This window comes from Absicoccus intestinalis (assembly GCF_033971885.1).
GTDB lineage: Bacteria > Bacillota_I > Bacilli_A > Erysipelotrichales > Erysipelotrichaceae > Absicoccus > Absicoccus intestinalis.
This window is the reverse complement of the sequence record NZ_JALBUS010000004.1, coordinates 130,979-149,208: the sequence shown is the minus strand read 5'-3', so window position 1 is coordinate 149,208 and position 18,230 is coordinate 130,979. Positions and strand designations below refer to the sequence as shown.

19 protein-coding genes are annotated in these 18,230 nt (G+C 38.2%); 10 read left to right on the top strand and 9 right to left on the bottom strand.

Annotated features, from left to right (window positions below; all coding sequences use genetic code 11):
* Together MOZ64_RS04000 and MOZ64_RS03995 are read right to left on the bottom strand one after the other, a co-directional pair.
* Positions 1-1,278, bottom strand: coding sequence for an O-acetylhomoserine aminocarboxypropyltransferase/cysteine synthase family protein (locus tag MOZ64_RS04000; RefSeq protein ID WP_320325316.1), 1,278 nt, complete (start codon positions 1,276-1,278; stop codon positions 1-3).
* A gap of 57 nt (positions 1,279-1,335) precedes the next feature.
* Positions 1,336-2,511 carry a BaiN/RdsA family NAD(P)/FAD-dependent oxidoreductase gene (locus tag MOZ64_RS03995; RefSeq protein WP_320325315.1) on the bottom strand — a complete coding sequence of 392 codons (1,176 nt, stop codon included), beginning with the start codon at positions 2,509-2,511 and terminating at the stop codon, positions 1,336-1,338.
* Between the two features lie 62 nt (positions 2,512-2,573).
* On the opposite strand from MOZ64_RS03995, the gene MOZ64_RS03990 reads away from it, so the two are divergent.
* Together MOZ64_RS03990 and feoB are read left to right on the top strand one after the other, a co-directional pair.
* Positions 2,574-3,290: an MJ1433 family protein gene (locus MOZ64_RS03990; protein WP_320325314.1), complete on the top strand. Its 717-nt coding sequence runs from the start codon at positions 2,574-2,576 to the stop codon at positions 3,288-3,290.
* On the top strand, positions 3,277-5,628 hold the full coding sequence (gene feoB, locus MOZ64_RS03985) for a ferrous iron transport protein B (protein ID WP_320325313.1): 2,352 nt from the start codon (positions 3,277-3,279) through the stop codon (positions 5,626-5,628). Before MOZ64_RS03990 ends, feoB begins: the two co-directional genes overlap by 14 nt.
* A 39-nt stretch (positions 5,629-5,667) precedes the next feature.
* On the opposite strand, the gene MOZ64_RS03980 is transcribed toward feoB, so the two are convergent.
* Positions 5,668-6,753, bottom strand: coding sequence for a SpaA isopeptide-forming pilin-related protein (locus tag MOZ64_RS03980; protein WP_320325312.1), 1,086 nt, complete (start codon positions 6,751-6,753; stop codon positions 5,668-5,670).
* A gap of 227 nt (positions 6,754-6,980) precedes the next feature.
* Between MOZ64_RS03980 and MOZ64_RS03975 the strand changes: the two genes are divergently transcribed.
* The 3 genes from MOZ64_RS03975 (at position 6,981) to MOZ64_RS03965 (ending at position 9,577) form a co-directional block, all read left to right on the top strand.
* Positions 6,981-8,642 carry a diphosphate--fructose-6-phosphate 1-phosphotransferase gene (locus MOZ64_RS03975; protein WP_320325311.1) on the top strand — a complete coding sequence of 554 codons (1,662 nt, stop codon included), beginning with the start codon at positions 6,981-6,983 and terminating at the stop codon, positions 8,640-8,642.
* A gap of 41 nt (positions 8,643-8,683) precedes the next feature.
* Positions 8,684-9,163, top strand: coding sequence for an S-ribosylhomocysteine lyase (locus tag MOZ64_RS03970; protein WP_320325310.1), 480 nt, complete (start codon positions 8,684-8,686; stop codon positions 9,161-9,163).
* A 144-nt stretch (positions 9,164-9,307) separates the two neighbouring features.
* Positions 9,308-9,577, top strand: a complete 270-nt coding sequence (locus MOZ64_RS03965) for a hypothetical protein (RefSeq protein WP_320325309.1) — start codon at positions 9,308-9,310, stop codon at positions 9,575-9,577.
* Positions 9,578-9,614: 37 nt separating this feature from the next.
* On the opposite strand, the gene MOZ64_RS03960 is transcribed toward MOZ64_RS03965, so the two are convergent.
* Positions 9,615-10,175 carry a 3'-5' exonuclease gene (locus tag MOZ64_RS03960; RefSeq protein ID WP_320325308.1) on the bottom strand — a complete coding sequence of 187 codons (561 nt, stop codon included), beginning with the start codon at positions 10,173-10,175 and terminating at the stop codon, positions 9,615-9,617.
* A gap of 122 nt (positions 10,176-10,297) precedes the next feature.
* On the opposite strand from MOZ64_RS03960, the gene MOZ64_RS03955 reads away from it, so the two are divergent.
* From MOZ64_RS03955 to MOZ64_RS03940, 4 genes are all read left to right on the top strand, one after another.
* The gene (locus MOZ64_RS03955) at positions 10,298-10,942 is read left to right on the top strand and encodes an HAD family hydrolase (protein ID WP_320325307.1); all 645 of its coding nucleotides are present in this window, start codon (positions 10,298-10,300) and stop codon (positions 10,940-10,942) included.
* Between the two features lie 8 nt (positions 10,943-10,950).
* On the top strand, positions 10,951-11,217 hold the full coding sequence (locus MOZ64_RS03950; protein ID WP_320325306.1) for a hypothetical protein: 267 nt from the start codon (positions 10,951-10,953) through the stop codon (positions 11,215-11,217).
* Positions 11,210-11,770, top strand: a complete 561-nt coding sequence (locus MOZ64_RS03945; protein ID WP_320325305.1) for a 5-formyltetrahydrofolate cyclo-ligase — start codon at positions 11,210-11,212, stop codon at positions 11,768-11,770. Before MOZ64_RS03950 ends, MOZ64_RS03945 begins: the two co-directional genes overlap by 8 nt.
* Before the next feature lie 61 nt (positions 11,771-11,831).
* Positions 11,832-12,509 (top strand): transaldolase family protein, encoded by a 678-nt coding sequence (locus MOZ64_RS03940; RefSeq protein WP_320325304.1) that lies wholly within the window; start codon positions 11,832-11,834, stop codon positions 12,507-12,509.
* Positions 12,510-12,558: 49 nt separating this feature from the next.
* On the opposite strand, the gene MOZ64_RS03935 is transcribed toward MOZ64_RS03940, so the two are convergent.
* From MOZ64_RS03935 to MOZ64_RS03920, 4 genes are all read right to left on the bottom strand, one after another.
* Complete coding sequence (locus tag MOZ64_RS03935; RefSeq protein WP_320325303.1) at positions 12,559-14,205, bottom strand: acyl-CoA dehydratase activase; 1,647 nt, start codon at positions 14,203-14,205, stop codon at positions 12,559-12,561.
* Entirely contained in the window at positions 14,202-15,476 is a 1,275-nt protein-coding gene (locus tag MOZ64_RS03930; RefSeq protein WP_320325302.1) for a 2-hydroxyacyl-CoA dehydratase subunit D, read from the bottom strand. The genes MOZ64_RS03935 and MOZ64_RS03930 overlap by 4 nt, the downstream gene beginning before the upstream one ends.
* An 848-nt stretch (positions 15,477-16,324) precedes the next feature.
* Complete coding sequence (locus tag MOZ64_RS03925) at positions 16,325-16,576, bottom strand: helix-turn-helix domain-containing protein (protein ID WP_277661738.1); 252 nt, start codon at positions 16,574-16,576, stop codon at positions 16,325-16,327.
* A 35-nt stretch (positions 16,577-16,611) separates the two neighbouring features.
* Positions 16,612-17,238, bottom strand: a complete 627-nt coding sequence (locus MOZ64_RS03920) for a LexA family protein (protein WP_320325301.1) — start codon at positions 17,236-17,238, stop codon at positions 16,612-16,614.
* Between the two features lie 131 nt (positions 17,239-17,369).
* Here MOZ64_RS03920 and MOZ64_RS03915 point away from each other — a divergent pair, with 131 nt between their 5' ends.
* Complete coding sequence (locus tag MOZ64_RS03915; protein WP_320325300.1) at positions 17,370-17,585, top strand: helix-turn-helix domain-containing protein; 216 nt, start codon at positions 17,370-17,372, stop codon at positions 17,583-17,585.
* A gap of 187 nt (positions 17,586-17,772) precedes the next feature.
* On the opposite strand, the gene MOZ64_RS03910 is transcribed toward MOZ64_RS03915, so the two are convergent.
* Positions 17,773-18,195, bottom strand: a complete 423-nt coding sequence (locus MOZ64_RS03910) for a hypothetical protein (protein WP_320325299.1) — start codon at positions 18,193-18,195, stop codon at positions 17,773-17,775.
* Positions 18,196-18,230 lie beyond the last annotated feature (35 nt).

Sequence of the window (18,230 nt, the reverse complement as noted above, 5' to 3'; positions counted from 1 at the left end):
TTATTGAATTTTAGCAAGCGCTTGATGGAGATCATCGATAATATCATCGACATTTTCAATACCACAACTCAAACGAATCAGATCGGGGGTAACGCCACAAGCAATCAATTCCTCATCACTTAATTGACGATGGGTCGAGCTGGCCGGATGCAAAACACAAGTATGGGCATCCGCTACATGGGTAGCAATCATGGCTACTTTTAAATGCTTCATAAATTCTTCTGCTGCTTGACGACCACCTTTGACGCCAAAGCTAATGACTCCACAAGAACCATCGGGCATATATTTTTTGGCGCGTTCATAATATTTGTTTGACTTTAAGCCAGGATAATTGACCCAAGCCACCATAGGATGCTTTTCTAAGAATTCAGCAACCGTTTGAGCATTTTGACAATGACGAGGCATACGGACAGCTAATGATTCCAATCCTAAATTTAAATAGAAAGCATTTTGTGGAGATTGAATCGGGCCGAGATCACGCATCAATTGAGCGGTTGCTTTGGTGATATAGGCACCGGCCTGACCAAATTGTTCGGCATAGGTGATACCATGATAACTTTCGTCTGGTGTTGTCAAGCCAGGGAAAGTATCGGCATGTGCCATCCAATCAAAATGACCGGAATCAACGATACAACCGCCAACGGCCACATCATGCCCATCCATATATTTTGTCGTGGAATGGGTCACGATATCGGCACCCCATTCGAAGGGACGACAATTGATGGGGGTCGCAAACGTATTGTCTATGATCAATGGTACACCATGGGCATGAGCTGCTTTCGCAAAACGTTCAATGTCGAAGACAACCAAAGATGGGTTGGCAATGGTTTCACCAAATACACATTTTGTATTGGGTTGAAAAGCTGCTTCTAATTCCTCATCGGAACAGTCGGGATCCACAAAGGTAAAATCAATGCCCATTTTACGCATGGTCACATTAAATAAATTGAAGGATCCACCATAGATGGCTGAACTTGCGATGACATGATCACCGGCCGTCGCAATATTGAATACAGCCAGGAAAGTGGCGGCTTGGCCACTGGAAGTCAACATAGCGGCAGATCCACCTTCCAGATCACAGATCTTTGCGGCTACCATATCGTTGGTTGGATTTTGAAGGCGTGTATAGAAATAGCCCTCTGCTTGTAGATCAAATAATTTTCCCATGTCTTCACTGGTATCGTATTTAAAAGTGGTACTTTGAATGATGGGGATCATTCTGGATTCACCATTTTTTGGTTGATATCCAGATTGAATGCATTTTGTTTCTTTTTTCATCTTGAAAGTCTCCCTATTAAAAATCATTGTAGCGTATGAAAAGAAAGAAATAAAGACTTAGTCAATGGTGGATCCGGCAACAAAACCGGTTGTCCAAGCAATTTGTAGATTGTAGCCACCTGTTTGCCCATCCACATCGATCACTTCACCCGCAAATTTCAAATGTTTGATGGTTTTACTAGTCATGGTCTTCGCATCGATGGCTTTTGTCGAAATGCCACCCTGCGTGATCATGGCTTGGTTGATGGGCCTTGGTTGGATCAGTGCAAATGAGAAAGATTGAATTTGTTCCACAAGGTGATGTCGTTCTTTCTTTGTGAGATCATGCATCTTTTTTTTCGGATCGATCTTCGCTTGCATACAAATGACTTTACCGAGTCGTTTTGGAAGAAAATCAATGGCAGACAAAACATCTTTATTCCTTGCACGATTGGTTAATAGATGATCAATTTCATGAGCTTCTCGGTTAGGTAGCAGTTGCATCGTTAGGGTAGCGGGGAATTGGATCGAACTGGAAGCATTGATGATCGCAGGGCCACTTAAACCAAAATGGGTAAAAAGAATTTCTCCAGTATCTTTATAGGTTCTCTTCTTTTGGGCAATCGCAAAAGAAACAGGTAACGAAATACCTTGTAGATCATAGTGTTCTTTGGTTTCTAAGCTGACTAGACCGCCACGACAAGGAATGATGGGAATACCAATTTCTTGGGCCATGCGAAAGCCGTCACCCGTGGATCCGGTTTGGCGAAAAGTGAGTCCTCCGGTTGCCAGAATGACGCAATCGCCGTAGTAGTTTTGTTTCGTTGTTGCAATGCCTATGCAGGTATCTTTTTCTACGATCAAATGACGGACGGGTTCGTTATAATGAATCGAAACGGTAGAAAGTACACTTGTCATGACATCAAGAATGGATCGTGCCTTTTGGCTTTTTGGAAAGATTCGTCCTTGATCTTCTTCTATCCATGGACAATGATGCTGTTCTAAAAATCGCATCATATCTTGATTGGAAAACGTGTGAAGGGCACTATATAAAAACTTTGGATTGGAAACAATGTGGGACAGAAAATCAGCTGAACGATTGGTCACGTTGCATCGTCCATGTCCAGTGCATAAGAGTTTTTTTCCGAGTTGTTCATTTTTTTCAAATAGATGAACGGTATGATGATTTTTCTGGGCGGCATAGGCAGCCATCATGCCGGCTGGTCCACCCCCAATGATAAGTACAGTAGCCATGATTTTAGTGTACTGATTTTGGGAATGTAGTACAATATGAAAAGCAGAAATGAGGGAAGGAAATGAAGAAAAGAACGATAGGAATTGTGGTGAGCCTAGTTTTATTATCGATTTTGATTTATGGTATTCAAATTTTGGTATTTCATGACTTACACACGACGGGATTCTATATCTTACAAGATCTGGCTTTTGTGCCCATTAGTTTTGCGATAACGACCATTGTGGTTGGGCAAATCATGGATGATCGACAAAAAGCTGAATCTGCACAGAAAACACGGATGTTGACGAGTACGTTTTTTACGGGTTTGGGATCCCAGTTGTTTGAGGAAATCAGTAAAGTTGCAACGATGGATATATCACCGAATGATTTATTGTGTGAAGATGAAAAAAAGATACCGGAACAATTAAAACGCATCGATGAAGAATCCATCCAGATCCAAATCAACAAGGAAGTGTTTGAACAAATCGAGCAGTTGATCCAAGCTGAAAAAATGGAATTGATCGAATTGGCCAGCAATCCTTTGTTGCTGGAGCAAGAGTGTTTTACACAATTGCTTTGGGGTTTGTTTCATTTATTGGATGAATTTCGGTTACGTGGTGTATACGATCAATTAACGGAAGCAGATATTACCCATTATAATTCAGACATTGAGAAAATGTTTCGTTTATTGTTGAAAAATTGGGTGAAGAATTCCTTTTTTGTACATGCGACCTATCCAAATTTCTATGGTGCGCTCAAACAACGAATAGCGAAGGGAGATTTCCATGAAACTAACTGAGTTATCAATCGGTCAAATGGCGACCATTACGAATGTTGGTGGCCAAGGGGCCTTACGTCAACATTTTTTAGATATGGGATTGATTCCTGGGGTGGATGTATCTTTGGTTAAATTTGCGCCCATGGGCGATCCAATGGAGTTGCGCATCTCTACATATACGTTAACCATTCGTTTGGCGGATGCAGAAAATATCGAGATCAAAGATCCTCGTCCGGCAAAGCTCAGTGTGTATCGCCAACAAAAAGTGGAAAAGGATATTCCTCATCCTCGTTTGGGTGAACAATATGATACACATGATTATAAGGTGGAGCATAAAGGGCATGAAGTAAATAAGGGAAAATTGACCTTTGCGTTAGTGGGAAATCAAAATTGTGGGAAAACCACTTTATTCAATCAATTGACTGGTTCCAATCAACATGTGGGTAATTTTCCTGGTGTCACAGTTGAAAGAAAGAGTGGTGCGATCAAAGGACATCCAGATACGGAAGTAGTCGATCTTCCCGGCATTTATTCTTTATCTCCTTATACCAATGAAGAAATTGTTTCACGTCGTTTTGTGTTGGAACAAAAGCCAACCGCTATCATCAATATTGTCGATGCGACCAATATTGAACGAAATTTATATTTGACCATGCAGTTATTGGAATTGGATATCCCGGTGATCTTAGCTCTCAATATGATGGATGAAATGACTGGGAATGGGGGTGCCATTCGCATCAATGAAATGGAGCGGTGGCTGCAAATACCGGTCGTTCCGATTTCAGCTGCTAAAAATCAAGGAATTGAAGAATTGATCGATCATGCCATTCATATTGCTCGATACGATGAAAAACCAGCTCGTAAAGATTTTTGTGATCCAAACGATCACGATGGGGCGGTTCATCGTGCTATTCATGGAATCATGTCTTTGATTGAAGATCATGCCCAGCATGCAGGCATTCCTATACGCTTTGCAGCCAGTAAGTTAATTGAAAATGATCAGCGTGTTGAAGAAGCGCTAGATTTGACAGAAAATGAAAAAGAGATCATCGAAAAGATCATCGTGCAAATGGAAAGAGAGCGCGGTATGGATCGCGGAGCGGCCATGGCCGATATGCGGTTTGCGTTTATTGATAAACTTTGTCAAGAAACGGTCATTACGCCAAGCGAAAGCAAGGAACATCAACGCTCGACGGTATTGGATCGATTCTTTACTGGAAAGTGGACGGCAATTCCAGCTTTTATTGGTGTGATGGGATTGGTATTTTGGTTGACATTCAATGTGATTGGTTTGTTTTTTCAAAATCTCTTAGCAGCAGGTATTGGTTATCTCACGCAATGGATCGATCATTGGTTAACGATCAATCAGGTTTCTGCTCCCGTACATTCATTGATCGTGGATGCGATTTGTAACGGTGTAGGCACGGTCATCAGTTTTGTGCCCATCATTGTGGTCTTATATTTCTTTTTATCTTTATTGGAAGATAGTGGCTATATGGCTCGTGTTGCTTTTGTGATGGATAAGATCTTACGAAACTTTGGTCTTTCCGGACGAAGCATCGTTCCTATGTTGATTGGTTTTGGTTGTAGTGTACCCGCTATTCTTTCGGTTCGTACCTTGCCATCCGATCGAGATCGAAAGATGACGCAGATGTTGATTCCTTTTATGTCTTGTTCGGCTAAGATGCCCATCTATGCCTTGTTTGTACATTTATTCTTTCCAACCTATGGCGCTTTGGTCATGGTTGGATTGTATGTATTGGGAATCGTGATGGCCATATTGATTGCTTTTTTCACAAAGAATCATGTTTTTCAAGGGGAAGCGGTTCCGTTTGTGATGGAATTGCCAAATTATCGTATGCCAGGCGCTAAAAGCGTATTGATGTTGATGTGGGATAAAGCGAAGGATTTCCTTCAAAGAGCCTTTACTGTGATTTTTGTGGGTACGATCGTTGTTTGGTTCTTGCAGAATTTCAACTTTTCTTTACATATGGTCGAAGATTCGAGTCAGAGCATTTTAGCGGCTGTAGCTGGATTGATCGCCCCTGTATTTGTGCCGTTAGGTTTTGGTAATTGGCGCATGGTCACAGCTTTGATTTCCGGTTTCTTAGCAAAAGAAAGCGTTGTCTCGATGTTGACGGTCTTGTATGGCTCCACCCAGTTGATCCAACGATCCATTTCGGGTTTAGCGGCCTTGTCTTTCTTGGTCTTTTGTTTGTTGTATACACCATGCATTGCTTCGATTGCGACGGTCAAAAATGAATCCGGAACCAAAAGTGCGGTAAATATGGTGCTCTTTCAATGTGTGATCGCATGGATCATGGCCTTCCTTGTTTATCATATTGGTTTATTGTTTTAAAAAAGGAGAATCTTGTTTTCATGCAAGATTCTCTTTCTTTTATCGTATTTGTTTTTTTAGGATGGCTACAAAACCAAACAATGCGATCATGGATACAAATAAATAAGATCCAACCGATTGAGATACGCCCGTTTGTACACCATGGGTCGATCGTACATCGGTTACTTTTGGTTGTGAAGGGTACGATCTGGTTGGTGTAGGAGGTACTTCTGGGGTAACGGGAACCGTCTTTGTTTTATCTATCATTGTAATGGTCAAAGGTTCATAAAGGACAAAACCAACTAGATTTTGATAATGTGGATCATCTGGATGATAGAGTTTCAACTGGATGTTATTTGGTACAGCAAGATCACTTTCTACTAATAAATGATAGATCATATAGCTACCATGTGATCCAGGTGTATCCGGGATATTGACGAGTTGTCCATCGGAATAATACCAAATCGCAGCTTGGGTGACTTTTCGGAAAGCATTACTTGTCATTTTGTATTGTGCTTGGAGTCCTAGTACATCGGAGCCATAACCATAATACAAAACTCTTTTTATATTGGTTTGAAAAGCCTGTATATCGGTGATATCAATTGCCACGGATCGTTTAAGATCTGCGCCTATACCATCGTTTTCGTTATATGTATTGTTGGATGGATACGTACGGTGTTCATTCAGACAATAAACGATTTTTCCATCTTCCGGTGATTGATCTTTGGTTCGAACGCGATATGAATAATCAGTATGAAGGCCCCAATAGTGATAACCAATCAAATCGCTTTGATTATCGGTTGTCGGTTTTGTGACCGTAAAGACAATATCCTTACTGGTTTCATAACCAGTTGGTGCTTGTTGTTCATGGAGCGTATAAGTGCCAGGTTCCAAACTGGTTTCATGATTCGTTCCATCGGTTGTCCATGTTTCTTTCACTTGATTGTTTTGATCAATGATTTGTAGTTGGGCACCCTGTATGGGTTGGTTGTTTTCATCCTGCTTTTGAATGTTCACACCAGTGGTTTCTGTATAGGAATCATCGGGGGAAGCTTCAGCCGCTTGGATCGTGTACGTATATCCTTTGAATAGAACAATACTACAAACAAGAAATAGCCAAATTTTCCATTTGTTGCTTATCTTCATTTTTCTCTCTCTCCTTCCTATTACACTGTATGTATACATATAAAAGTGTAATGGTTTTTTTAAGTAAGAGCAAAATATTTATAATAATTATGTTTACATTAATTAAATATATATTTCATTTATCTATTTAGAATAGTTCATAATGAATATAGGAAAAACAAATCCTCTTGTGCACAAATGTTAGGGAATATGATAGAATAATGGCGAAATAAAAAAGGAGATATACTATGAAAATTTCACCACTTCAAATGGAACGATTGAAGTATCAACCTAAACTACCAGGTATGCTTCGTAATGGAATTGCTGAGATTTCAGTGAAAGAAGGAGAACCTACGCAAAGTGTAGCTGATCAAGACAAGATTGCTGCTTTATTCCCAAACACGTATGGTAAAAAAGAAATCACTTTTGAAAAGGGTACAAATACAGCACCTGTAAAGAAACAGGTTGTTGGTGTTATCTTATCGGGTGGTCAAGCACCTGGTGGACATAATGTTGTTTGTGGTTTATATGATGCCTTGAAAGCAACCAATAAAGAAAATGTATTGTATGGATTTAAGGGTGGTCCTAGTGGATTGACGGATGACAAATATATCGTATTTGATGATGAATACATCGATCAATTCCGTAATACGGGTGGATTTGATATCATTGGTTCTGGTCGTACAAAATTAGAAACGGAAGAACAATTTGCACAAGCTGCTGAAGTTTGTAAGAAACATGGAATCAATGCAATCGTTATGATTGGTGGCGATGATTCAAATACAAACGCTGCCGTATTGGCGGAATACTTTGCGGCCCATAATACCGGTGTTCAAGTTGTTGGTTGTCCGAAAACGATTGATGGTGACTTGAAAAACGAAGATATCGAATGTTCTTTTGGATTTGATACAGCTACAAAGACATATAGTGAATTAATTGGAAACATCGAACGTGATGCGAATTCAGCCAAGAAATATTGGCACTTCATCAAAGTCATGGGTCGTTCGGCTTCTCATGTTGCTTTGGAATGCGCATTGGAAACGCAACCAAATATTTGTTTAATTGGTGAAGAAGTAGCGGCTAAGAAGATGTCACTTTCTCAAATTGCTGATCAGATTGCGGATTCTGTAGCGGCTCGTGCGGCAAATGGTGATAATTTTGGTGTGGCGATCATTCCAGAAGGTATTGTTGAATTCGTTCCTGAATTCTCAGTTTTGATTGCTGAAATTAATGAATTATTAGCTGGTGACAAAGCAGATGCGTTCAATGCTTTAGGAACTTGGGCTGAAAAATATGAATTTATCAAGAATGGTTTAACAGCCGAATCGTTTGGTGTATTTGATATTCTTCCAGAAGGCATTCAAAAACAATTATTCTTGGAACGTGATCCGCATGGTAACGTACAAGTATCATTGATCGAATCGGAACAATTGTTTGCGGAATTAGTCAAAGACAAATTGGAAGAAAGAAGAAAAGCAGGAACATACAATGGAAGCTTCAAGACCCAACATCATTTCTTTGGATATGAAGGTCGTTGTGCTTTCCCATCAAACTTTGATGCAGACTATTGCTATTCATTGGGATATAATGCTTGCATGTTGATCCAATATGGATATAATGGTTATTTATCAAAGATTTCTAATTTATCAAAACCAGCTGAAGAATGGGTTGCTGGTGGTATGCCAATCACGAAGATGATGAATATGGAACGTCGTAATGGTAAAGACAAACCAGTTATTCGTAAGGCTTTAGTTGAATTAGATGGTAAGCCATTCACTTACTTTGCGGCGCATCGTGATGCATGGGCTGTTGAAACGGCTTATACATATCCAGGTGCAATCCAGTACTATGGACCAAGCGATGTTTGTGATTTGACAACACGTACCTTAGCTTTAGAAAAAGGTGAATAATTCCAAGGGCATCATCGATGCCCTTTTTTAAAGGAGACAATATGGAAAAAATCGCAAGTTTTACCGTCAATCATTTAAAATTATTACCAGGCATTTATGTATCTAGAAAAGATCATGTAGGACAAGAAATGGTGACTACCTTTGATATTCGTATGACAGCTCCAAATCGTGAGCCGGTGATCAACACAGCGGAAATCCATACGATGGAACATTTAGGCGCAACGTTTTTACGAAATCATCCTGTGTGGAAAGAGAAAGTCATCTACTTTGGACCGATGGGGTGTCGAACTGGTTTTTATATGATCTTGATTGGTGATCTAGAATCCAAAGATGTAGTGGGTCTTGTTACGGAAATGTTTACTTTCATGGCTGAATATGAAGGAGATGTACCGGGAGCAGCACCGCGCGATTGTGGAAATTATTTGGATATGAATTTGCCGTTGACAAAAATTGTTGCGAAACGATTTTTAGAAAATACATTAAAAGGGATTGATGAAACACATTTAATATATCCACAATAGAAAAAAGTTTCACCTTCATGAAAAAAAATAAAATTTTATGTAAAAGAGTGGAAATTTTGCAATTCTGTGATATGATAATCACAGATGATACAAACATGGCTCTGTAGAGGATGGCAGAGCCAAATAATTTAGAAGGTGAGATTTATGTTTCGAGACTTGTTTTTTGATGGATTGAAACAAAATAGTGCCTGGGTATTGGAAGACGATAATGGAAATGAATATACGGTGTTTAAGGACTTAACAGTGATAGCACCAGATAAAACGTATAAATGTAATTCCATCGATGAAGTTATGGCCATTCCGACAACATCCTCCAACCAAACTGTTGGCGACTTGATCGATCACTTACGTAGTTTGGACTTCAACCATGTATCGCAGAATACCCATCCTACAAGTCGATCCATCCAGGGATAATACCCAATAATGACAAAAGACGGCAATGCCGTCTTTTTTAATAGGGTTTTAATGTTTTATTGTGTGCCACATCAAAGGTACGGATATAAAGATCCGTATTGATTCGTTCATAAAAGTCGGTAAATAAAGAAGCACAGGCTTTGGCATCACTGAGCGCATTGTGATGTTCTAAAGGAATATTCAATGCATCACACATTGTATTCAAACGATGATCATCGAGTTCTGGATAACAAGCCTTGCCAATGCGGACCGTGTCGGCATAATCAATATAGGATTTCCAAGGAATATGATAGGTTTTTAGACATGCCAATAAGACGTGTAAATCAAATGTTGCATTGTGAGCAAGAAGGATTCCTTGATCCAAATAGGTTTCTAGAGTGGGCCATATTTGTTGAAAATTCGGGGCATTCTTCACCGTTTGTGGGCCAATATGAGTCAATTCCATATGAAAAGAATTAAAATATGTTTCGGGATCGATCAAAGTATAAAAGGTATCGACAATTTGATTTTTCTTGATCAGGGCAATGCCAATGGCACTCATTCGATCATTTCGTGTATTTGGCGTTTCAACATCAAACGCAACATATGTATCCATCATACTATTTAGTATAAATAAAGATCCTGACTTTTCAAGAGTAGGAAAACCAGTTAGAATTAGGTATTGTAAAATGAAATTTGCGCTATTTTCATTGAAATGATTAAATAAGTTTGAGGTGAACTATGATCAAGGGAATATTATTTGATTTTGATGATACGATTGGCAATCGTTGTTTATATACATATCAAACATTTGAAGAATTATTAGATACGTATTGTACGTTTGCGGATCCCTATCAACGCGAAACTGTCTTACAAGATTTGATGTTGTGGGATATGAAAGGCAATTATCGTAAAAGTTTTATTTTGGAAAATTTGAAGAAAAAATATCATTTGCCATTACCTATTTCGGATCTAAATCGTTGGTGGAATGACCATCAAAGCAAACACACGATTACTTTTGAGGGAATCGAAGAGGATCTGGCTAAGTTGCATCAAAAATATCAATTGGCACTTTGTACCAATGGTACCAATGAAGCGCAACGTGATAAGGTACAAAGAGCACATTTGGAAGGTTATTTCGATGCCATTGTCACAAGTGGTGAAATGGGATGTAAAAAGCCAGCTCCAGAAGTGTATCTGGAAGCTTGCAAACAACTAGGATTAGAAACCAATGAGGTGGTTTTTGTTGGCGATACTTTCTCTACCGATATCATTGGGGCACATCGTTTAGGGATTCCAACCATTTGGGTCATTCGTAAGGATTGGCCTTGTTCGTTGGATATTCCCCGCATCGAATCGATTCATGAACTATTCGATATACTATAGGAGGTATCATGGGATATACAAATACAGAATTACTACAAGGATGTTTTACCCAGGAAATGGTGGATTTATTTCTTGATTTGCATGGATATACCAAAGCATCATTCGATCAGGAAAAGCCATCGGTCGTGAGTCAATTGATTTTGTCTATTGTGATGGATGAACAGGCTGATGCAGCCCAGCAACAAGCTCTGATGGATATCAAAATGGGTTTGTTGCGCATGATCGAAGATCATATCGAAAAACAAGGAGATGAACCAGATCCACGTTATGAATAAAAAAGAATTGCGCAAAAGCATCTATGAAAAGCGAAAAAAATTAAGCGAAGGCTATCAAAAAGAAGCGAGTCAAAAAATTCTATCGTTGATCCTGCAATCGGATGCCTATAAAAAAGCCCAAACTCTTTTTACTTTTGTGAGCATGGATGGTGAGGTCGATACGCATTCTTTGATCGAACAAGCATGGCAAGATGGAAAAACCGTAGTGGTTCCTCGTTGTGAGTCGGGAGGGATCATGCATGCCTATCCTATTCAGAGTTGGGAGGATGTCAAACCAAGAACATGGGGGATCTTAGAGCCTATCGATACGATCGACCCTATACCTGCCAAGCAAATTGATCTTGCGATCGTGCCGTGTTGTACCTGTAATGAAAAGGGGCAGCGTTTGGGATTTGGTGGCGGCTACTATGATCGTTATTTAGAACATCAATCCATGATAAAAATGATGATTTGTTTTCATCAATTAATGACGGAAGCCATCCCGGTGAATGAACAGGATGTGGTCATGGATATTATTGTGTCTGAAATAGGAATAAACAATAAAAAACAATAAAAAGATATTGCATAATGATAATGAAGTGATATTATATCTATGACAGATGGAGGACATACACATGAAATTATTTATTGATGATGCACATTTGGATGAAATTAAACGTTTATATGAATATTATCCTGTTGATGGAGTGACCACAAATCCTTCGATTCTTTCCAAGGTTGATCAGGATCCACGAAAAACATTAAAAGAGATTCGTGAATTTATTGGGGAAGACGATATTCTTTTTGCGCAAGCGGTTGCGTTGGATGCAGATGGTATTGTGGCGGATGCACATATGATCGTTGATTTGTTAGGAAAAAATACCGTAGTAAAAATCCCTTCAATTCCAGAGGGGTTCAAAGCCATTAAACAATTGACAAAAGAAGGGATCCCAACTTGTGGAACCGTTGTTTATACACCTATGCAAGCGTATTTAGCTGCCAAAGCAGGAGCCAGTTATGTAGCCCCTTATGTCAATCGTATTGACAATATGGGATATGATGGGGTCGAAGTGGTCAAAGAGATCCAAGATATTTTAGATAATAGTGCATTTGATTGCGAAGTATTGGCGGCTTCTTTCAAAAATTCTCAACAAGTTATGGAATTGGCGCAATATGGCGTAGGCAGTGCGACGGCAGCACCAAGCGTCATTGATTCGTTTGTAAAGAATTTGGCCATAGATGGAGCCGTTCAAGATTTTGTCCGTGATTTTGAAAAGTTAACTGGCAAAAAAGCCATGACAGATCTAGACTAATTCAAATTCTATAAAAAAGATCAGAGAATCCATTTTCTCTGATCTTTTTCTATCTGATTTCTTCTAAACCAATGAGAGCAGCACCGATGGCCCCACATAATTGAGCGCGATCATCAATATAGATCTTTGCATCTAGGGCTTGTTCTAAGCATTGGACAACACCGGCATTTTGAGCGACACCACCTGTCATGATAAATTCTGGCTCCCCTTTGATTCGATGGACAAGCGATGCGGTTTTGGAAGCAACGGATTTATTCAGTCCATGAATGATATCACTGATGGCGACATTGTCTGCCACTAAGGAAATGACTTCACTTTCTGCAAAAACCGTACACATACTGGAAATCGTAATATCATTTTTCCAATGAAGACCAGTTTCGGATAATTCTGCCAATGACATATTTAAAGCCCGTGCCTGGGCATCTAAGAAACGTCCAGTTCCTGCTGCACACTTATCATTCATGACAAAGTTTTCAACAATTCCTTGCGCATCGATTCGAATGACTTTTGAATCTTGGCCACCAATATCAATGATCGTCTTGGTTTCTGGATGTAAATAATGAGCTCCTTTAGCGTGGCATGTGATTTCGGTGACCGAATCGGCATGATTACCAATATTTTCTCGACCATATCCCGTTGTGACCACATTCGTTAATTGATCTTTGGAAAGATGCGCATCTTCTAAAGCAATTTGTAAGGCTTTATCTGCACTTTGGGTGGCCCCAATTCCCGTTGCTACGATCGATCGACCAATGATCTTCGCATTTTCATCCATGATGATCGCATCGGTACTGGTGGATCCAGAATCGATGCCTGCAATATAGATGGGCTGATCCGTATGAACTTTTCGGCTTTGTTGTTTTTTCACGCCTAAGGTTTCAGCAAATGCATCCAAACGCGTTTTTAATTGCCCACTACTTTGTGGTGTGGCATCGGTTTCAATTTTTAATAAAGGCATATTCACATCTTCTTTCATATTCATATATTCGAATCCATAATAGTCACAGAATTTCATGGTATGGTAAATAGTACCGATAGGATGTTCGTCTTTGTTTCGATTTTCCGTATGAAGCATGCGCATACAAGGCTTTCTTTGATTAAGAACATGATTGGCATACACATGGATAAAGTGATCGGCATCGACTTCTTCTTTTTCTACATATCGATTACCACTGCAAGTATCATCCATGACATTCACGTTGGGAAATGTATCTTTGATTTTTTCGAGCAGCAAATGACCACCATGCGCACCCGTCAATCGAATATATGGATCCGTCTTATCCGGTAAGTCGGGTTGATGAAGATAGGCTTGTATGGCTTTATTTACATCAAATGTTTTATGGCTATAGGCTTCATAGGTTTGGATGAAATCTTTGATTCGTGCTTCATATAAATTGACTTCTAGTGGTCCACCTTTATGAGGTAGAGGCAAAAAATAGAGAAAGTCAAGATCTTCAAAAGTTAATAACACATCATAGATACGACGCATCACATCGCAACAATCGGTTAAGATCACTTCACGGACGTTTTGTGTATGAATCGTTTCAATGAGGGCTTTACCAAATCCACAAAGATTGGGATGGGCACAACCATTGGCACAATCTACAGTATCTGGATGTGGATCCAATCGACATGTTTCCACATCAAATCCAGCCAAAATTTCTAGGGGTGTATATTTACAAGTATAGTACATCATGCAGCATGGTCCTCCAACATTTCTAAAAAGGCTTCCACCCGGGTTTGAATCTGGCCATCGGATGAATTGGCCGGATCTACACCGTCTCCATTTAAGATCAGGGTTGGGATTCCTTGGGATTCGAGTTCATTTTTGATCATGGCGCTGGCACCACAAGTTTGTTTACAACCCCAATGACAGAAACAAATGACACCATCGGCATCCAGTTGTTTGACCATATTGGCTGTCGCTTGAATGCGATCTTTGGCATGGCCATTGTAGGTGTTATAAACCATGCGGCGTGCTAGAGATTCTAATGGTTTTTCAGGATCGATTTCAATATCTAAGGTCGCAAAACACATATCTGTCGCGATGATTTGCCAATCTTGTGAATAATTAAAGATATCTTTTAATGGTTGTTGCCATTGTGGATTGGTGTGCATCCAAACGATTTTATGGGCATGTGATCGAGGTGCATTCTGATAATCGGCCAATAGCATTTTCGCAAACTTCAAGGCACCAGGCGTACCTAATGTGGTGTTGATAGCTAATGCCTGGAATAATTCACTCGTTAGGTCATTGGCAAGATACCGATCTTTTCGATAGAGATACGTTTTTTTGATCGTATCGATGGTTTCTTTGGACCGTTCTACATTTTGTTTTAAAACATTCCAATCCAAGGTACGACCTGTTTTTTCTTCTAACCAAGGAATCAGCTCTTCCAATTGTTTGGTTACATACTGCACGGATGTTTCTGATTTTTCAAAGGGCACATCTACGTAATAATGAGGAACTTTTTCATCTTGTGCCACTTGGCGAAAAGTCAAATTGTTGGCATCACAAATAATCGATGTATTTACAATACAGGTAGGTTTCGGTAATACACCGACTTCAGATGCACCCATAAGAATTTTATGATAGGAACAATACGTTTCGGCAATGCCTGCACCTTCAGCAATTTCGCGAAAAGCACGGGTGGCTTTGGCACCGTTGATATAAGCAGAAAATTGTTCAGCACATAGAGGATCCAGTCCAAAGGCATGAATGATCTCACTCGGAAAGAAAATACTGGTCAGTACGGAGTTTTCTGGGTGTGAAAAAGGTTTCACAATGGCATCCATTGTAAGATTGGCTAGATATTGATTCGCTTTCGATAAATTTTTATTGGGAAAGACTTTGGATTTGAGACCAAAAGCTTCATAGGCTAGACATAAGATTTTTTGAGCTCGTTTCGGATTGCGAAACGTTTCTTTATACATATAATCACCAAACATCTCATAGATATTGGACATAGTATCCTCCCTTTAATTGTGTTAGATAGCTTTAAAATAGCACAAGACGTTGGTGTTGAAAAATAAGTTTAGACAAATATGTCAAATTGAACAAAAAAGAGTTTTTAAGGATGGATGTCAAGAATTTTAAAATTAAATATATCTTATAAGGGGATGATATTGGTCTTCTCTTATTTTCTATAGTTATCATTAATAATGCCTAGAAGTGGCTATTTTTACTTTGAGTCAATACAAACTCAAACAAAAAAAGGTTTCTAGAGTTGCCCAATGGTCTCTGAAACCCTTTTTATATAAAGAACTGGTGCCGATACGCGGACTCAATAAGAAGCTTTAATTGACTTTATATAAAGGGCTTTATTGTGTCGGTTTCGTCTTTTTTACTATTGTTTTTAATAAGAATTGCCCAAAAAGTTGCCCGTTTCTGTGATATGATTTTGGTGCCGATACAAATTAGTAATATAAAATTAAATTGAATCGATTAGTTTGAAAAGATATAATATGCATGAAGAACAAAAAGATTACATCTTTTCCAGAGTGATAGTAATAAAACTATCACTCCATTTTTTTATTGTTTTAATGTCTGGACTGAATATAATGAATTTCAGTTGATTTATCTGTTTTAATCGAGAATATTTTTATCAAATAGCAAATTAAAAGCAAGTTAATTTCAGATTAAAAAAGCGATACATATAGCATTTTTTTTAAAACGTGTGATAAATTTTTATGATTTAGCAAGTTACAGGCAAGTTTTTTTGCATTCAATGACATACATAATGTCTAATTAGTGATTATATTGATTATTGATTAAGGGCTATTAGTTATTGGATTTGATGTTAAATTATATGCTCTTATTCTTTTATATCTTGGTGAATGGTGTTATCCCATTCACCATTAGCTTTTTTTAATACTTCAATATAGTCACATCCGACGACATTACAATAATCAATTAAATCATTAATAGTAATTTTGATTTTTCCAAGTTCATAATATGAGACAGTATTTTTACTTTTGCCTAATCTATTGGCAACTTGTTGAATCGTCATTCTTCTTAATAATCTTTGACTTCGTAATTCATAGCCAATTCTTTCGTTTAAGGTCATATTTGTTCTCACTCAAATTTCATATGTTTTATTTCCTATTCCACATCACTTTGGAATGCCACTGCTTTGCCCAGTACTCTAACATTATCCAATGCCTCCCCGGTCAATATGATATCTTCGTATTTTGGGTTTTCTGGCTTTAGAATGACCATATTCTTTTCTTTGTAGTAATAAAACCTTTTTAAGGTGGCACTGTCATCAATGATAACAACAGCTATCTCACCATTGTTGACGATGTCCTGCTTACGTATAAATACAATATCACCATCATTAATTCTGGCATTGATCATACTGTCACCTTGTGCTCTAAGGCAGAAATCAGCTTTAATTTCCGTTCCTTTTAATACATATGATTCACGATTTTCTTCACAGTATATCGGTTCACCACACGCGACAGATCCGAGTATAGGTAATGTTTGGGTAGATACCTGATAAGCGCTAGATTCTTTGTCTATTGTTTCTTCCCATCCCATTAAATATTCTGGACTACATTGTAATATCTTTGCTAAAGGGGGAATGATGTTGATTGGCATTTTTTCAATACTTTTAGATTCATATCTCATTACTGTAGATTTGTTAACACCGAGAGCCTGTGCGACATCTTCCAGTGATAATCCTAATTGAGTTCTTCTCTCTTTTATTTTTTCTTGTATAGTTTTCATAATTGGTCTCCTATTATGAGTATAAAATAATATATTGCAAAAAAGCAACAATTAATGTTGACATTCTGCAACACTAGGTTATAATGTAAATACAAGTTGCGATAACGCAACGTTGAAAGGAGGAGGTTGTGATGGATGTAAATATTGAAATGCTCAATGACGAAATTAGGAAAAATAGATATACAATTACTGATTTAGCCAATAAAAGTGGTGTAGATAAGTCTACAATTAGTCGTTTACTAGACGGTAGATCTTGCTCAGTTTCCACTGCCCAAAAAATAGTTGTAGCTCTTAATATAACGCCTCAAAAAGCAGGATTAATTTTTTTTGGCGATAAGTTGCAATAATGCAACTTCTCAAACAGAAAGGAAATAGTTATGGATTATGAAACGATGCGTCATAAAGGATGAAATATGGATCAAGATAAAAAAATAAAAGACCTTGATTGTGAAATTCAAAGTCTAAAGAGGCTATTTGATAGATGCACTTTTTATCAATTTGTATTGATTTTAATTATGCTTTTGAGCATGATCATTAATCTTTCAAAATAGTGAAGATTGTCAGTAAGATGAGTATCAAATTGTAAATATCAGTGCGCGTTATCGGCTCTTTGATAATTATCTGTTTTAATTTTTGTTTATTATTAGGCAATTCATTGAGTGAAGTAACTATTTTTTTAACAGCATTCGCAACTTCATTGGGAACAATATCATCTTCACTATAACTGTCCAAGTCTATTGAATTTAAAGATGATACTAGTTCGTTAATTGTATCGATAAATTCTGATGTTATTTTGTTAGCTATTGGAGAATCATTGAAGGCATTAGAAACGTTTTTACTAATACGTTCAAAATATTCAGAATTGTATGTCAAGATACTGGATTTAAGAGATTCTTGTAAATTTTTAATAGTTGGAGCTAATGCTGAATTTACTGATTGTTTTAATTTTTCATCCATTGTTTTTCCTCCTTTCAAGGGGATTGTAACAGAAA

Bases quoted from the DNA above. Each gene is read 5' to 3' on its own strand.
- MOZ64_RS04000 (WP_320325316.1), bottom strand. From the start codon at position 1,278: ATGAAAAAAGAAACAAAATGCATTCAATCTGGATATCAACCAAAAAAT.
- MOZ64_RS03995 (WP_320325315.1), bottom strand. From the start codon at position 2,511: ATGGCTACTGTACTTATCATTGGGGGTGGACCAGCCGGCATGATGGCT.
- MOZ64_RS03990 (WP_320325314.1), top strand. From the start codon at position 2,574: ATGAAGAAAAGAACGATAGGAATTGTGGTGAGCCTAGTTTTATTATCG.
- feoB (WP_320325313.1), top strand. From the start codon at position 3,277: ATGAAACTAACTGAGTTATCAATCGGTCAAATGGCGACCATTACGAAT.
- MOZ64_RS03980 (WP_320325312.1), bottom strand. From the start codon at position 6,753: ATGAAGATAAGCAACAAATGGAAAATTTGGCTATTTCTTGTTTGTAGT.
- MOZ64_RS03975 (WP_320325311.1), top strand. From the start codon at position 6,981: ATGAAAATTTCACCACTTCAAATGGAACGATTGAAGTATCAACCTAAA.
- MOZ64_RS03970 (WP_320325310.1), top strand. From the start codon at position 8,684: ATGGAAAAAATCGCAAGTTTTACCGTCAATCATTTAAAATTATTACCA.
- MOZ64_RS03965 (WP_320325309.1), top strand. From the start codon at position 9,308: ATGTTTCGAGACTTGTTTTTTGATGGATTGAAACAAAATAGTGCCTGG.
- MOZ64_RS03960 (WP_320325308.1), bottom strand. From the start codon at position 10,175: ATGATGGATACATATGTTGCGTTTGATGTTGAAACGCCAAATACACGA.
- MOZ64_RS03955 (WP_320325307.1), top strand. From the start codon at position 10,298: ATGATCAAGGGAATATTATTTGATTTTGATGATACGATTGGCAATCGT.
- MOZ64_RS03950 (WP_320325306.1), top strand. From the start codon at position 10,951: ATGGGATATACAAATACAGAATTACTACAAGGATGTTTTACCCAGGAA.
- MOZ64_RS03945 (WP_320325305.1), top strand. From the start codon at position 11,210: ATGAATAAAAAAGAATTGCGCAAAAGCATCTATGAAAAGCGAAAAAAA.
- MOZ64_RS03940 (WP_320325304.1), top strand. From the start codon at position 11,832: ATGAAATTATTTATTGATGATGCACATTTGGATGAAATTAAACGTTTA.
- MOZ64_RS03935 (WP_320325303.1), bottom strand. From the start codon at position 14,205: ATGATGTACTATACTTGTAAATATACACCCCTAGAAATTTTGGCTGGA.
- MOZ64_RS03930 (WP_320325302.1), bottom strand. From the start codon at position 15,476: ATGTCCAATATCTATGAGATGTTTGGTGATTATATGTATAAAGAAACG.
- MOZ64_RS03925 (WP_277661738.1), bottom strand. From the start codon at position 16,576: ATGACCTTAAACGAAAGAATTGGCTATGAATTACGAAGTCAAAGATTA.
- MOZ64_RS03920 (WP_320325301.1), bottom strand. From the start codon at position 17,238: ATGAAAACTATACAAGAAAAAATAAAAGAGAGAAGAACTCAATTAGGA.
- MOZ64_RS03915 (WP_320325300.1), top strand. From the start codon at position 17,370: ATGGATGTAAATATTGAAATGCTCAATGACGAAATTAGGAAAAATAGA.
- MOZ64_RS03910 (WP_320325299.1), bottom strand. From the start codon at position 18,195: ATGGATGAAAAATTAAAACAATCAGTAAATTCAGCATTAGCTCCAACT.